The sequence below is a fragment of the Actinomyces marseillensis genome, assembly GCF_900155605.1.
Classification (GTDB): Bacteria; Actinomycetota; Actinomycetes; order Actinomycetales; family Actinomycetaceae; genus Pauljensenia; species Pauljensenia marseillensis.
The window spans coordinates 257,175-271,627 of record NZ_LT707420.1; the positions used below are offsets into that span (position 1 = coordinate 257,175).

The following is a 14,453-nucleotide window of genomic DNA, read 5'->3' on the forward strand; positions in this document are numbered from 1 at the left end:
GGCAGCATTCCGCATGTCCGCTGATTCCACAATAAAAAGGCCTGCGCGCAGGAAGAACACCCACGCGCAGGCATAAGATCAGTCGCGATATTTCACTTGGCTCCGACGATGACAATGGCAAGCCACGCCGTTGCAGAAGAGAGCGCTGCGAAGAGTTCGATGGCAACAGACCACCCGAAAGCTTTCAGAACTTGGAGTGTCGAGGCCGTTGCTGTCTGCTTGTCCGTGGCACGAAGGTACTCAGCAATGTAGGTAGCCGCGACCATTCCGATGAGCAATCCGAAGGGGAAAGCCGCCACAAGTCCCGTGAGAGCAGAGAGGAACCATCCCACGAGGCCACCGAAACCACCCCACACCAGTGTCGATTTGGGGATTCCTGCTTTGGCGATCTGCCGCGCGGGGATCACATATTTGAGAATCGCAGCGATTCCCAGAAGGACCGCAGCGATCGCGAAAACAGTCCAGGCGATTCCCGTTCCCGTCATCCACGCCCAGACAAAGATTGCTCCGCCAATGAAAGGCGAAGATGGCCAAACTTGAACGACTGCACCGATGACGCCGACAAGAATGACCAAGCCGATGATGATTAGACCAATTGAACTCATGAGCGGATCATAGCATTCTTGAATCTGAAATTTTTCAGTGAGTAATTATGACGCTACTCAGTCATGATTTCGGCCTTATTCGGCTTTGATTTGCACCCACAATAGAAGACACAATAAGGTGCCGAAGCACGTCCCCGAGCGAAGGAGTGAACGATGGGTTTCATTAAACACCGAGATCCCAATAAACATCCCGGTATCCTTACAACGTCGGTCGCTCGCTATTCAGCGATGTACCCGGTCAATGAATCGCCCGAGCACGCTGTGGGACGCTGCCTTGATTTTTGGAATCGTTTCGGCGCACGCGGCGAAACTCCCGGATACAGGGAGGAGCTTGCCCTTCACGGGTGGACGGGCACCGAGATCATTATCGGCTCAGACCTCAAAGAGTTGCTATGGTCGGGAATTTCTGATGATTGGGTGAACTTTGCGCCGCGTTTATTCCCGCAAAAGCTCAAGCGTTCGATGCTCGGGAGGAACCGGGTGCTGGTTGCCGCGCGCCGCGCGTCCGCAGGAGGAGAGTTCTTTACTGAGCTTTACTGCACTCCAAGCGACATCATCGCGAATAACGACTCGATTCTGAACGATGTTTTATACGAGACACTGCACCAGTTCGAAGAGGAATACCGAAACACTGGTCTCTTGCGCGGGGGTGCAACGTATTTCTACGCCGCCGACCTGCCGAAAGACCACTTCTTAGAGACGCAAAACATCTACTGCATCCGCAGAGACGTCAAGCGCCGCCGCAAAGGCAAGATTTAAGGAAATGCCCCCTGCGCAGGCAGGGGGCATTGTTGTCGCTGAGCGCTACTTTCGCTACTTTTCTGCGCGAGCGCGACGAAGCGAGTCAACCTCGTAGAGGGCAATTCCCGTGGCAACTGCCGCGTTGAGCGATTCCACCGCCGAGGCGATCGGGATCGACACGATCTGATCGCAGGTCTGACGAACCAAACGAGACAGGCCACTTCCTTCAGCTCCAGTGACGACGACCAGCGGGCCGTCGGCAAGCTTGAGATCGCGCAATTCGGTGTCGCCGCCCCCATCGAGGCCGACAACGAAGAAACCGGCCTTCTTGCAGTCTTCGAGCGCTCGCACAAGGTTTGTCGCACGCGCAACAGGCACGCGTGCCGCCGCTCCAGCTGAAACCTTCCATGCAGTGGTGTTCACGCCTGCACTGCGGCGCTCGGGGATAATCACCCCGTCCGCGCCAAAAGCACCAGAACTACGCAAGACAGCGCCAAGGTTATGCGGGTCAGTGACCTGATCAAGGGCGACTAAAAGCGGGATATCCAGCTGCTGCAAAGACTCCGCAATAAGATCCTCAACGTCGCGGTATTCGTATCCGCGCACTTCAATGGCAACGCCCTGGTGGACCGCACCGTCAGTTGCGACGTCTAGGTCGCGGCGCGTGACCTCGTAGACCGGCGCTCCCATTCCCGAGGCCAGGCGGACAACTTCTTCAACGCGGTCGTCCTTCACGTTGTCAAGGACAAAGACACGTTCGATGGGCACTCCCGCGCGTGCGGCCTCGGCAACGGGATTGCGGCCGGCAATCAGCTCGTGGCCCTCAGCGATCTTGATCGAGGACTTGGCGCGGGCACGCGCGATGGCGGCTTCCTGAGCCTCCCGGGCTTCGCGGGCTTTCTTGCGCTTAAATGCGGGATGGTAGGTGCGGTCCTCGGCCTTGGGCGTCGGGCCTTTACCTTCGAGGCGACGGCGCGAGTGACCGCCAGTGCCGACCTTCGGGCCTTTCTTCGAGCCCGGTTTTCTTACGGCACCGCGACGTCCATCATTTCCAGCCATCGTGTCTCCTTGTTTTGTCGTGAACTGACACAAGCATACGGCGTTCAAGTCGCGTAGGGGCCTCAAGGGCGCGTGTGGGCAAATATCACACTAGAGGGATCAGTCCCGCGAGAGCATTGCAGCGATCCGTTCAACCGTCGCACCGCTGCGGATTGTCACCTGGCGATAAAAGTCCTCGCGCATCAGGTACTTGTGGTAGGCGGTCTTGAGGAACGAGGCCTCGTCGAATTTTGCCCAGAACACGGCATGCTTGCCAAAGTGGACGGATTCATCTCCCAGCACCATTGCTTCGATGCGCTCGCGTACGTGGTCCTGCTCTAACCCGCGTGTGTAGAAAAGAACGTCGCGTCGAGCGGCGTCCCCATGCCACCAGTGGGGTAGATCAGACAATTCCATAAGGTATTCCTGCCCAGACAGGAGAGCCAAGCGAATCGGGAAGGAATAGTATCGATCTAGGACAGACTCGACGCTACGAGCCACTTCTTCATGCGTAGCATCGGCTATAAAAACAAGGTTCCCGCTGTTGATGTATGAGCGTACTTCCACAAAGCCTTCACACGCGATTTGCTCACGCAGTTCGCTCATGACGACCTTGTTCTTACCACCGACGTTGATGCCGCGCAGTAACGCTACATACTCCATCATTCCTACCCGTCTGCACACTACCTGGTCTATCCGATGCTCCAGGTTGCTCCCTCTTTCCCGTCGGCGACCTGGACTCCCGCTTCTGCGAGGCGATCACGAATCTGGTCAGCTGTTGCCCAGTCTTTGTCGGCGCGCGCCTGGGCACGCTGCTCGAGGAGAGCACCAACCAGCACGTCAAGCGCATGCTTTTGCGGGTCATCCCCGGTGTTTCCCGAGGCCGACGCACCCGCGCCTGCGTGTGCCCACTGCGGCGAGGCCGGGTCTAAACCGAGCACATCAAGCATGGAGCGAACCAGGATTTGCTGGCGTTTAATGGCCTGGGAATCACCATCTGCCAGGGCAATATTGCCCAGCTTGAGCTGTTCGTGGACTGCGGCAAGGGCGCCTGCAACATTGAGGTCGTCATTCATTGCCTGAGTGAAGGCTTCGGGGAGTTCTTCGGGGCTCAAGAACAGCTCCTCCGGGCTTGCTTCACCGACGGCCTCGATCGAGCGAGTGACAAAAGTCGAGAACTTTTCCCATGCTGCGTTCGCATCCGGGAGGGTATCCGGCCCCCACTCGATAGCGCTGCGGTAGTGCACGGTCGAGAGAGCCCAACGCACCGCAGCTGCTGGGAAATCCTCCGTGAGGGTGTCGATCGAGAGCACATTTCCCAAGGATTTCGACATTTTTTCGCCCTTGGTGGTCACCCATGCGTTGTGGACCCACAGGCGCGCGAAGTCCCAGCCGGCTCCGTGAGACTGTGCCTGCTCGTTTTCGTGGTGAGGGAAGCGCAGGTCGATTCCGCCGCCGTGAATATCGAAAGCCTCACCCAAGTAGCGGTACGACATAGCCGAGCATTCGAGGTGCCAGCCCGGACGTCCCTTCCCCCAAGGGGAATCCCACGAGGCCGTGGCTGGTTCTTCGGGCTTTGCAGCCTTCCAAAGCGCGAAGTCGCGTGGGTCCTTCTTCCCAGCCTCGGTTGCCGAATCGATCTGCGATTCATCTTCCGTCGTTCGCATATCTTCCAGGCGCTGGTGAGTGAGGGAACCGTAGTCTTTCTGAGAACTCACACTGAAGTACACGTTTCCCGCGCCATCGCTGTATGCGTGACCACGATCGACCAAGCGTTGGATCAGAGCAATCTGTTCTGGGACGTGCCCGGTCGCACGCGGTTCATAGGTGGGGTCAAGCACACCGAGCTTGTGATAAGCCTCAGTAAATTCGCGCTCATAGCGCTGCGCCCACGCCCACCACGGAACCCCAGCCTGGGCAGACTTATTCAGGATCTTGTCGTCGATATCAGTGACATTGCGAATGTAGGTCACTTCCAGACCTGCGCGCTTGAGCCAGCGGATCAGTGAATCGAAAGCAACCGCCGAGCGCAAATGACCGACGTGAGGGGACCCCTGAACAGTCGCACCACACAGGTAGATTCCCACGTGTCCAGGAATCACCGGTTCCAGCGGCTTCAGACGTGCAGTTTTCGAATCGTACAGATGAAGGCTCATGCTCTCATGGTAAACGGTGCTACCTGCATCTGGAGACCAGTTCAGTTCCCGGGACCGTGTAAACGCAGAGAAATTACCTTCCCGGCTGCACGCGCGTGCGAATCAGTTCCTTAAGAGCATCAACATCGCGAGGCAACGCAGCGACCTTCTGTTCATGCCCCTCAATATCCGCAAAACGCAACGGAACCGGAGGAACAAAGCCCACGGCCTCGGCAATCGTTTCCTCAAACTTCACGGGAAGCGCAGTCTCCATCACCACGACTGGGCCCTCCAGCTGCCCAGCGACCTGACGGGCAACCTGCACGCCATCGGCAGTGTGGGGATCGAGGAGGTAGTGCGATTCCTCCCAGGTGCGGCGGATTTGGGCGAGACGATCTGCGTGCGTGGACGAGGCCGCGCAGAAGCCGAAGTTCTGCTGAAGTTTTGCGAATTCTTCGGTTCCAGAAAGGTCGAAATAACCCTGCGCGGCAACTTGGTTGAAAAGATCGCGCGTGCGCGCGGCATCTCGGCCCACAAGATCGAAGATGAATCGTTCAAAGTTCGAAGCCTTCGAGATATCCATCGAAGGCGAGGAAGTCGCAAGAGTATCTTCACTGCTTCGAACCCGGTAGACGCCCGTTCGGAAGAACTCCTCAAGAACGTTATTTTCGTTTGTCGCAACGACCAGAGATTCCAGGGGAAGTCCCATTTGGCGGGCAATGTGCGCAGCGCAGATATTGCCGAAGTTGCCGGAGGGAACGCACACGTTCACGCGCGCGTCTTCACCAAGGCGCTCACTCAGGCGCAACCATGTCGCAATGTAGTAGACAACCTGGGCTAACAGGCGTGCCCAGTTGATGGAGTTGACGGCACCGATGTGCCACTGCTGTTTGAAGTCGGCATCGATGTTGACGGCTTTGACCAGGTCTTGGCAGTCGTCGAAAACTCCATCAACAGCCACGTTAACGATGTTCTCATCGAGGAGAGAGAACATTTGTGCGCGTTGGAAAGGCGTCATGCGACCGGCGGGCGTCAACATGACAACGCTCAGTCCCTTGCGCCCGCGGAGGGCATACTCGGCGGCGCTTCCCGTATCACCCGAGGTCGCACCGACGATGGTGAGCCAATCTCCGCGGCGTTCAAGTTCATACTCGAAAAGCTCGCCGAGCAGCTGCATGGCCATGTCCTTGAATGCGGCTGTGGGGCCGTTGGACAGGTGCGCAAGCCAGAGGTTTTCTTCCTGGTTCAGGCAGGTTACGGGGACAATTTCGGGGTCGGAAAAGACCGGGGTGCGGTAGGCACGAGCGCAGATGGCTTCAATATCTGAGCGGGGAATATCGTCGATAAACAGCTCAAGAACTCGAGCTGCAAGGGCGGCGTAACCGCGTTCTTTGAGCAGTGTCTGCCACTCGCTCAACTGATTACTGCTGAGCGATGGGTAGCTTTCGGGCAGGTACAGGCCGCCGTCAGGCGCAAGTCCAGCGAGCAAAATATCGCAGAAGGACGCGGAAGTGGCCTGGGTGTCTCTGGTCGAAATGTAACGCACGGTCTCACCCTACCGTGAGCACAGGCAGGCAGCGGGGTGAATCGATTCATCTGAGACGCTTTGCCTGAGTTGAGAAAAACTGTACGCAAATGCCGGCGAGGACATTTAGGCTACTGGCATGAGTGAAATATCTTCCCCTTTTCGTGTCGGACACGCAATCGACGTCCACGCCTTTGCTTCATCCGTTTCGCCCCATGACGGGAAAACGCTGATGCTTGCCTGCCTGGAATGGCCGGGGGAAACCCCTCTTGAAGGGCACTCTGATGGGGATGCCGCTGCCCACGCGGCCTGCGACGCGCTTCTCGCCGCTGCCGGCCTCGGAGATCTGGGAACGAACTTCGGAACGGATCGCCCAGAATGGTCGGGTGCCTCTGGGCAAGCGTTCCTCACGGAAGTTAGGCGAATGCTCTGCGAAGCCGGATGGACGATTGGAAACGTCACCGTCCAAGTAATCGCAAAACGGCCGCGAATGATGAAGCGACTACCCGAAGCCTCAGAAAAGATGAGCCAGATTCTGGGGGCTCCAGTGTCAGTTTCAGCTACAACGACTGACGGCCTCGGTTTCACCGGAAGGGGGGAAGGAATCGCAGCAAGCGCAACAGCATTGATTTTCCGCGCGTAGGGACTATGCGGATGCCCCAAGCTACTGCAGGCTATCGAGCCGCGCCTTCGCCGGGTGAACGAAGAGCGTCAAGATCAAGCCCAGAGCCAAGATCAAAATGATGCCCAGAATTCCCCAGTAGGTGTAGTCGTGGCCAGCCGGCGTCCACCTGCGGCCAAGGTTCAAGAACACCGCGTACATCGCGGGGGCCAAGAAGGACACTGCTCGTCCTGTCGTCGCGTAGAGCCCGAAGACCTCGCCTTCACGACCTTCGGGAATCATGCGTCCCAGGAAAGACCGAGATGCAGACTGAGTCGGACCGACAAAAACGCACAGAGCCAAACCAAAAGTCCAGAAAATGATCTTTCCGCCGTTGTGTAGGAAGAAGACGCTCATTCCCGCAACCACCATGCAGCTCAGTGACAGCACAATGAGCTGCTTCGGGCCAATGACGTCATCCAAGGTGCCCATCGCAATTGTGGCAATTCCTGCAACGATATTCGCGGCGATCGCGAAGATAATTACTTCACCCGATGTGAAGCCGAAAGCGGTACCCGCCAAGATCGCGCCGAAGGTGAAAACACCAGCGAGCCCGTCACGGAAGACCGCCGAAGCGATTAGGAAGAACAGGGTGTGCGGAGTGTCCTTAGCCAGGGACTTCACCGTACTTCCCAGCTTGCGGTAGGAATCCCATAGGGTCTCGTGTTCGCCGTGCTTTTCGTCAATGTGCTTGGGCTTAACCGGGTGGAACATCAACGGCAAAGAGGACAGCAGCATCCACAGCGCGGCAATGACCATCGAAACTCGAATATTCAGCCCATTCTCGTGGGTAATTCCAAACCAACCGACCTCGGGGTTAATGAGGCCGACGTACAGAATAAGGAGCAGAACAATTCCACCAACGTAACCCGAACCCCATCCAAGGCCCGAAATACGGCCCATGTTGTCCTTCGTTGACAGGTGGTTCAGCATGGCGTTGTAGTTCACCGAGGCGAACTCGAAGAAAATATTTCCCACACCAAGCAGGCCGATGCCCAACAGCAATCCCCCACGCGGCCCCAGGGGTCCCTGCGGCGCAACGAAGAACATCAACGCCAGGCAGATCACCACAAGAACCGTGAAGATTGAGAGCGCGACGCCACCTTTTCCACGGCGGTCTGCCCTCTGTCCGGTAATCGGGGCCAAGAGTGCGATGATGATTCCCGCGGCGAAAAGACCCCACGAGAGGTAATCACTGGCAGTTCCCTTGTCAGTGAAAGTGCCATCGTGTGTCAGGTACACCGAAAAGACGAAAGTCGTTGCAACTGCGTTGAACGCTGCCGATCCCCAGTCCCACATTGCCCACTCAATAACGGGCTTCGTCAGGATCGATGATTTCTTCTTCGACGAAGCATTCATCGACTGAGGGGTCGTCGTTTCACTCATACTCACTCCTTATGCGCCTACGACCTTAGGCCTACAAGTGAACCTAGCACGGCACAGTTCAGAAAAAGAAAAAATAGATGTGATGGTCGTCAAGCTTGAGCGCCCCCGGCTAGGATCGCACGAGCAAAAACCAGATCAATTGGGGTCGTAATCTTGAGTGCACGCCCCTCACCCGGGACGATCCGAACGGGAATCCCCGCGCTCTGAGCTAAGCCTGCATCATCAGTAAGCGCTGTTTCCTCACTGTTTCCAAAGGACGCGGCACCCCTATGCAGTTCCCGAATCACCGACCACGGAAATCCCTGAGGAGTTTGGACAGCAACCAGTCCACTACGATCAACGGTCGCATCGACATAGCGCGCGCTCGAGGATTCCCCCGCCGAGGCCTCGTCAATCAGGCGGAAACTCTTCAAGGTATCGGAAACCGGAAGCCCCGGAATGACAGCCTTCTCACCAGAGCGGAGGGCTTCGATGATCCGCCGAACCAGCTGCGCAGACACCAGGGGGCGCGCAGCGTCGTGAATCAGCACCGGCGTATCCTCCCCCACTGCCGAGGCCGTGGGATCCGATACAGAAATGGCGCACTTTCGGGCAGCGGTATCTTCCCCCAAGATTTCTGCAAGCGCATCCAAGCCTGCCGCGACAGAGGCTTGACGCGATAGAGGAGAACCGGGGACAACACGCGAGATTGCGCGCAATTCCGGCGAAGAAAGCGCCTCGTTAAATTCGTCGAGGTGAGCGGGAGGCGCGGTAATGATCGAAAAGGCAACGCCGCCCGCGTGCAGATTAAGCAGAGCACGCTCAACAAGAGACATACCCTCAAGATCGACCAAGGCTTTGGGGCGATCCGAGCCCAGCCGACTACCCGATCCTGCGGCAGTGATTACCGCAAAAACTCGATCGGAATGAGTCTGTGTCACTCTTCCGAATCGTCTTCCGGGAGGTCGTCCGCGATGGCGAGGGAGGCGTCGTATCCCTCGGCAAGGACCTCATCGAGTCGAGCAGCAGCAGCGGACTTATCGATGCCGCGGGCAAGAGCAAGTTCTGAACTGAGGATCTGACGCGCCTTCGTCAGCATGCGCTTCTCGCCCGTCGAGAGCTTCTTTTGATCATCGCGACGAGTAAGATCGCGGACAACCTCGGCGACCTTCACAATGTCACCGGTCGCGATCTTCTCTTGGTTTGCCTTGAAACGACGAGACCAGTTCGTCGGTTCCTCAATATAGGGAGCGCGAAGAACCGAGAGAACGGTTTCAAGCCCGTCTTCGTCCACAACGTCACGAACCCCAACAAGGTCAACGTTTTCGGCGGGAACCTGAATAGTAAGATCTCCCTGGCTCACGCGAAGAGTTAGGTAGATCTTCTCTTCTCCGCGAATCATGCGGGTGGAGATTTCCTCAATCTTGGCGGCACCGTGGTGAGGGTAAACAACGGTCTGACCGATCTCAAATGACATAGAAGAAACTCCTGCACTCCAGCTGAACTGCGGTTTATATTCTATCAGTTCGTGCCCTTTGTGTGCCCGGGACGAGAACTCGCTTTTTCCTGAGGATTCACAGAGCTTTGCTGCCTGAAGTCTTTCCGCGGGAAGGTAGCAGTTCTCCCGCGGCCAGCAGTTACCGAAACTTCAAAGTCGGACGCGCTCTTCCTTCCCATGTCCCTCCGCGTACAAGTGGCCCCGGGGCCCGCTTCCATCTACCGAAATGAGTCTCGGATTTCTCTCCGCGCGCAAGCGATCCCTAGCCATTAGATCGGACTCTGAGTCGTTTTCGTCGCCTCGCTTGCCAGAGAAGAATCTCGGAAAGCTGTCTCAGAACGAGGGATGGTTCGGCCAGCGCACTCCACCGCAGACGAACGACTTTCCAGCCCTCGGCCTCGAGACGACGCTGGCGATCTTGCTCATCTTCAATCACCGAATGAACCTGATCGACGGTATCCCCATATTTCTGGCGGCCATCAAATTCATATGCAATTTTGTGCCTTGGAAAAGCAATATCGACGAAACACTGCCGACCGACAGCAATGACTTCATATTGGGTCTGCATTTGAGGAGCCCTGGCAGATTGCAAAATGAACAGGAGACGAGATTCGCCGGGAGATTCGCAGCCTGCATCAAGTCTGGGGATCAAGGATCGAAGCTTGGCGGCGTTACGAATATTGCGGGCAAGGCTCGCATGAATGAGTTGAAGATTCTCTCGAACTGAGCGTTCCCGGGCGCGAGAAACCTCTTGCCTGAAACGATTGAAGTTGACGATGGCCGCAAAAATCATGTTGATCTGGGCAAAAAGATCAGCCAAGTGCACGTGGCGAGGTGCACGCGTCACGCAGCGGATGAGGAGAGATTCTTGATCTAAGAAACGCAGTCCTGAAACAGTCTTAAGACCCGCACGCCCATCACAATGACGCGGGCGGACGCTGATCGCAGCTGCGACGACGTGCTGATCGAGAGCAACTGCTGGGAAATGCAGAGGACGAAGGCTGTGATCTTTGCCGTGACACAAATCCGGAGCGAGGGCAAAGTCGTGCGTGTAGCCATAGATAAAGAGTGACAGACGAGAATCAAGCACGAGATAGGGGCGTCGGTGGATCGCCGCCAGAGCTCGTGCGACCAGGACCACGAATTGACCATTCACCAGCCCTTGATGACAAGCCGATCGGAGGACAGATGAGGGAAGATAACTTCCTCTGATGATCCGAACGATTTCACCGGATCGACAGCGATTGGCGAGAACTCGTCGGTTACTTGTAGACGAGTAGAGCATTGCTTGGGACACACTCCGAATAATCGAGCAGATGAGACGTGGCTCAATAACGAGTTTCACCGCACCCTCCTCTTTCGGATCTGCACCCGAGAAACACTGTTCATCTATCAGCAAGGATGCGTGCTGAAACTTCAACGGGTGGAACAGTTACGCAATCTGTGGATAACTCAGCGCAAACACAACACTGTGGATGCGCAATCACGACACTTTAGGTCAGAAACCGAACCCGCATACAGCAGCTACTCAAATGGCCCACCCGTGCAATCGCTGCCCTAGCGCGCCCAAATCTCCATACAACCGGACAAAGTGCGTCTGGATGAGGAGGCAAAGGTACAAATACTGCGAATCGGTTGATGCTCTGACGCACTTTGTCCGGGGTGAAGCATCGCAACAGCATCAGCGCAGGAACTACAACGATCTTCCCCTCCGCGTCAATAAACAGAACCCCACAGCAGATATAACGAAGTCCCGGCATCGCCTGAAAAGGCGACGCCGGGACTTCGCTCAGATCACTTGCCCTGGTTAGCGACCGCGGCGATCTTCGCCTCGGCCTCAGGATCCAGGTAGGTGCCGCCCTTCTTGATGGGCTTGAGGGTCTCTTCATCAAGCTCGTACACCAGCGGAATACCGGTGGGGATGTTCACGCCGGCGATATCCTCGTCGGAGATCTCATCCAGGTGCTTGACGATGGCGCGCAGGGAGTTGCCGTGCGCGGCAATCATGACGGTCTTTCCGGTCTTGATCGCGGGAACGATGGTTTCATCCCAGTAGGGCAGCAGGCGTGCGATGACGTCCTTGAGGCATTCGCTCATGGGAACGGGCTCGCCGGCGTAACGGGGATCCTGATCCTGCGAGAACTCGGAGCCAGCCTCGATGGCGGGCGGAGCCACGTCGAAGGAACGGCGCCACAGCATGAACTGCTCTTCGCCGTATTCGTCGCGGATTTCCTTCTTGTTCTTACCCTGGAGCGCACCGTAGTGACGCTCGTTGAGACGCCAGTTGCGCTCAACGGGGATCCAGTGACGGTCAGCGGCGTCGAGAGCCAGGTTCGCGGTCATGATCGCGCGACGCAACATCGACGTGAACAGGAGATCCGGAAGAACACCGGACTCCTTGAGGAGCTCACCACCGTGGGTTGCTTCCGCGCGGCCCTTGTCCGACAGCGGAACATCCACCCAACCGGTGAAGAGGTTCTTTGCATTCCATTCGCTCTCGCCGTGGCGGAGCAGCACCAGTTTGTAGGTCATGCTCCTATTCTTTCACCCTTTTCCCATATGTGTCAGGACGTGTGTCATGCATCATCTATTTCACATGCACTCGCAAACAAATCAACCATGATCAGTCCATATCGAGTACCCGCCCAGCAAGCACCCAGCAACATTCCTTTAAGCTTTCCGCATGAGTGACACAACATCAAAGCGCCACTTTTTCCATACGGCGACCGCGTTGACCGCAATGGCCGCACTCTTTTCTCTGAGTGCATGCTCCCAGAACACGCCTTCTACTTCAACGACAACCGAGACAACGCAAGCTCCCGAGCCCTCCGCCACGACGGCCACCGCAGTGCCGGCTGTCGCAGGTTACAAGCCCGGCGAGATCCCGCCGATTCCTCTCTTCAAGGTTCCCCCGATCGGTGTCTTCGCTTCCAACGCGGACAAGGCTGTTATCGACGCGACCTCAAAGATTTCCTCCGTTCCCGGCGTGACAGTTGCTCCCGCCGTGTGTGCCGGCTCCGGTCTTATCACCAACGGCGGAAACACCGTCCTTGACGGTGACGGCTCTGGTGTTTCCAACAACGGCGATAAGCAGGTTGTGAACAACGGCGACGGCTCCGGTGTCATCAACGAGGGCCCCCTGAACATCGTCGTCGACGGTACGGGCGGCGGTGTCTACAACGATTCATCCACCGGCCTGAACATTGTCATCAGCGCTGACGGCTCCGGCACCTACAACTCCAACACCCTGAACATCGTCATCAGCCCCGACGGCTCCGGCACCTACAACAACTCGGCGACCGGCGAAAGCATCGTCATCAGTGCTGACGGCTCGGGCACCTACAGCAATACCAAGACCTCCGTGAACTACAACCTTGATGGCAAGGGTGGCGGCGTCTACACCGACCCGAACCTCAACATCATCAACAACGGTGATGGCACCGCGCAGGTCAACGGACAGCAAATCAAGGCCGACAAGGCCCCGACTGCCGGCAAGGTCGGCAAGTTCCCCAAGGTTGACGGCCTCAAGCCTGTCGAGAGCTGCGGTACCACCATCACCCTTGAGGACGGTGTCCTCTTCGACTTCGGAAAGTCCGATATTCGTCCCGAGGCAGCGGCAACCCTGAAGAATCTTGCTGAGGTTCTGACTAATGCGAAGGTTCCGCTTGCACACATCTACGGCCACACCGATTCAATCGGTGATGACGCATCGAACCAGACTCTCTCTGAGGAGCGCGCAGCCGCTGTCGTGAGCGAGCTGAAGAAGGACGGCGTCACGGCAACCCTGGATTCTCAAGGCTTCGGCGAGAGCAAGCCTGTTGCTCCGAACACGAACGCCGATGGCTCCGACAACCCGGCAGGCCGCCAGGCAAACCGCCGAGTTGAGATCTTCATTCCCGCTTTCTGATCATTTTCAAGGATTCACGATGACTATTCGTTCACCTCGTTCTCTGGCCGCTTTCGCGGTCACCACGACCGTTGCCCTCGCAATGGGAATCAGCGCCTGTAGCCAGACCAACAATCAGGGCGCTTCCGAGCAGCTGGCCTCCGCGAAGGCAACTCTCCAGAGCGCCGCTGCCGAGGCCTCGACCGCCGCATCGGCCGGCCTGGTCAGCGCGTCTGCGACCGTCTCCGCAGCGCAGGCAACCGCTTCTTCTGCTGCTAATGGCGCGAAGGAAACGGCACAGGGCGTCACCGGAAGCACTCAGACTATCGTAGATTCTGACGTTGTTGTCACCGTTCCCGAGGGCGTCGCCCACGTGGTGATCTTCGGTTCGGACGTCAAGCTGACCTCGACCCACGCAATCGAGTCCATCACCATCGGCGGCAGCGACAACACTGTCACCCTCGCTTCCGTGAACCGCGTGAGCATCAGCGGCTCGAGCAACAAAGTCACCTACTCCTCGGGCAACCCCAATGTTGCCGATACGGGTGCCAACAACTCGGTCTCCAAGGGCTGAGTCTCTGTAGTTTGCAGAGGGGGCTGGGATGCGTCAGGCGTCCTGGCCCCTTCTCCGTATGCGCGAGCGTCCGGCATCTTTGATGAGAACCTCCGCTTAATGGCGTGCACGCAGCCATCCATTCGCGATAGATTTTCTTCGATTGACGAGGCCGAGCCGGCCATTCGCTTTCATCTGGCGCTTCGCTTCACCACCAATCGTCCACGCAACAGAAGAGGACCATCATGAGGATCCACGTAACCTACGCCGGGGGCACCATCGGAATGGTTGATTCTCCCGACGGTTTGCGTCCGGGCGCTGACTTGGCCTCGTGGCTCAATGCGCAATTGGACGGTATTGAACTCTCAGGACAGGTTTCTCTTTCTCAGCTCTCCCCTTTGGTTGATTCTTCCGAGACGACGCCTGTTCATTGGCAGATGATTATC

Annotated in this window: 15 protein-coding genes; 5 read left to right on the forward strand and 10 right to left on the reverse strand. The window is 57.2% G+C overall.

Annotated elements, in window-relative coordinates; all coding sequences use genetic code 11:
* Nucleotides 1-92 precede the first annotated feature (92 nt).
* Entirely contained in the window at nt 93-605 is a 513-nt protein-coding gene (locus BQ8011_RS01045; protein WP_072456788.1) for a DUF456 domain-containing protein, read from the reverse strand.
* 153 nt (nt 606-758) lie between these two features.
* Between BQ8011_RS01045 and BQ8011_RS01050 the strand changes: the two genes are divergently transcribed.
* On the forward strand, nt 759-1,364 hold the full coding sequence (locus BQ8011_RS01050) for a hypothetical protein (RefSeq protein ID WP_231945331.1): 606 nt from the start codon (nt 759-761) through the stop codon (nt 1,362-1,364).
* A gap of 54 nt (nt 1,365-1,418) precedes the next feature.
* Here BQ8011_RS01050 and rlmB read toward each other — a convergent pair whose 3' ends face one another.
* From rlmB to thrC, 4 genes are all read right to left on the reverse strand, one after another.
* Nucleotides 1,419-2,405, reverse strand: coding sequence for a 23S rRNA (guanosine(2251)-2'-O)-methyltransferase RlmB (gene rlmB / locus BQ8011_RS01055; RefSeq protein ID WP_072456791.1), 987 nt, complete (start codon nt 2,403-2,405; stop codon nt 1,419-1,421).
* Between the two features lie 99 nt (nt 2,406-2,504).
* Nucleotides 2,505-3,047: a DUF1697 domain-containing protein gene (locus BQ8011_RS01060; protein ID WP_072456793.1), complete on the reverse strand. Its 543-nt coding sequence runs from the start codon at nt 3,045-3,047 to the stop codon at nt 2,505-2,507.
* Between the two features lie 29 nt (nt 3,048-3,076).
* Nucleotides 3,077-4,540: a cysteine--tRNA ligase gene (gene cysS / locus BQ8011_RS01065; RefSeq protein ID WP_072456796.1), complete on the reverse strand. Its 1,464-nt coding sequence runs from the start codon at nt 4,538-4,540 to the stop codon at nt 3,077-3,079.
* 73 nt (nt 4,541-4,613) lie between these two features.
* Complete coding sequence (thrC, locus tag BQ8011_RS01070) at nt 4,614-6,065, reverse strand: threonine synthase (protein ID WP_072456799.1); 1,452 nt, start codon at nt 6,063-6,065, stop codon at nt 4,614-4,616.
* 118 nt (nt 6,066-6,183) lie between these two features.
* Between thrC and ispF the strand changes: the two genes are divergently transcribed.
* A complete protein-coding gene (gene ispF / locus BQ8011_RS01075) occupies nt 6,184-6,687 on the forward strand; it encodes a 2-C-methyl-D-erythritol 2,4-cyclodiphosphate synthase (RefSeq protein WP_072456802.1) in 504 nt (167 codons plus the stop codon).
* A 21-nt stretch (nt 6,688-6,708) separates the two neighbouring features.
* Here the strand turns inward: ispF and BQ8011_RS01080 are convergent, their stop codons facing one another.
* The 5 genes from BQ8011_RS01080 to BQ8011_RS01100 all read right to left on the reverse strand — a co-directional run bounded on the left by BQ8011_RS01080 (nt 6,709) and on the right by BQ8011_RS01100 (nt 12,100).
* Nucleotides 6,709-8,091, reverse strand: coding sequence for an MFS transporter (locus BQ8011_RS01080; protein ID WP_106406393.1), 1,383 nt, complete (start codon nt 8,089-8,091; stop codon nt 6,709-6,711).
* An 89-nt stretch (nt 8,092-8,180) separates the two neighbouring features.
* Nucleotides 8,181-9,011, reverse strand: coding sequence for an IspD/TarI family cytidylyltransferase (locus BQ8011_RS01085; RefSeq protein WP_072456804.1), 831 nt, complete (start codon nt 9,009-9,011; stop codon nt 8,181-8,183).
* Nucleotides 9,008-9,547: a CarD family transcriptional regulator gene (locus BQ8011_RS01090; RefSeq protein ID WP_072456807.1), complete on the reverse strand. Its 540-nt coding sequence runs from the start codon at nt 9,545-9,547 to the stop codon at nt 9,008-9,010. Before BQ8011_RS01090 ends, BQ8011_RS01085 begins: the two co-directional genes overlap by 4 nt.
* Nucleotides 9,548-9,830: 283 nt before the next feature.
* A complete protein-coding gene (locus BQ8011_RS01095; RefSeq protein ID WP_072456810.1) occupies nt 9,831-10,709 on the reverse strand; it encodes a hypothetical protein in 879 nt (292 codons plus the stop codon).
* Between the two features lie 653 nt (nt 10,710-11,362).
* Nucleotides 11,363-12,100 carry a phosphoglyceromutase gene (locus BQ8011_RS01100; RefSeq protein WP_048713089.1) on the reverse strand — a complete coding sequence of 246 codons (738 nt, stop codon included), beginning with the start codon at nt 12,098-12,100 and terminating at the stop codon, nt 11,363-11,365.
* Between the two features lie 151 nt (nt 12,101-12,251).
* Here BQ8011_RS01100 and BQ8011_RS01105 point away from each other — a divergent pair, with 151 nt between their 5' ends.
* From BQ8011_RS01105 to BQ8011_RS01115, 3 genes are all read left to right on the forward strand, one after another.
* Nucleotides 12,252-13,475, forward strand: coding sequence for an OmpA family protein (locus BQ8011_RS01105; protein ID WP_072456812.1), 1,224 nt, complete (start codon nt 12,252-12,254; stop codon nt 13,473-13,475).
* A gap of 19 nt (nt 13,476-13,494) precedes the next feature.
* Nucleotides 13,495-14,028: a DUF3060 domain-containing protein gene (locus tag BQ8011_RS01110; protein ID WP_072456815.1), complete on the forward strand. Its 534-nt coding sequence runs from the start codon at nt 13,495-13,497 to the stop codon at nt 14,026-14,028.
* A 224-nt stretch (nt 14,029-14,252) separates the two neighbouring features.
* A partial coding sequence (locus BQ8011_RS01115; protein WP_200801138.1) for an asparaginase domain-containing protein occupies nt 14,253-14,453 on the forward strand: 201 nt, incomplete at its 3' end.

Coding starts and splice junctions, on each gene's coding strand:
- cysS (WP_072456796.1), bottom strand. CDS start 4,540: ATGAGCCTTCATCTGTACGATTCGAAAACTGCACGTCTGAAGCCGCTG.
- BQ8011_RS01080 (WP_106406393.1), bottom strand. CDS start 8,091: ATGAGTGAAACGACGACCCCTCAGTCGATGAATGCTTCGTCGAAGAAG.
- ispF (WP_072456802.1), top strand. CDS start 6,184: ATGAGTGAAATATCTTCCCCTTTTCGTGTCGGACACGCAATCGACGTC.
- BQ8011_RS01105 (WP_072456812.1), top strand. CDS start 12,252: ATGAGTGACACAACATCAAAGCGCCACTTTTTCCATACGGCGACCGCG.
- BQ8011_RS01060 (WP_072456793.1), bottom strand. CDS start 3,047: ATGGAGTATGTAGCGTTACTGCGCGGCATCAACGTCGGTGGTAAGAAC.
- BQ8011_RS01100 (WP_048713089.1), bottom strand. CDS start 12,100: ATGACCTACAAACTGGTGCTGCTCCGCCACGGCGAGAGCGAATGGAAT.
- BQ8011_RS01090 (WP_072456807.1), bottom strand. CDS start 9,547: ATGTCATTTGAGATCGGTCAGACCGTTGTTTACCCTCACCACGGTGCC.
- BQ8011_RS01045 (WP_072456788.1), bottom strand. CDS start 605: ATGAGTTCAATTGGTCTAATCATCATCGGCTTGGTCATTCTTGTCGGC.
- BQ8011_RS01110 (WP_072456815.1), top strand. CDS start 13,495: ATGACTATTCGTTCACCTCGTTCTCTGGCCGCTTTCGCGGTCACCACG.
- BQ8011_RS01050 (WP_231945331.1), top strand. CDS start 759: ATGGGTTTCATTAAACACCGAGATCCCAATAAACATCCCGGTATCCTT.
- rlmB (WP_072456791.1), bottom strand. CDS start 2,405: ATGGCTGGAAATGATGGACGTCGCGGTGCCGTAAGAAAACCGGGCTCG.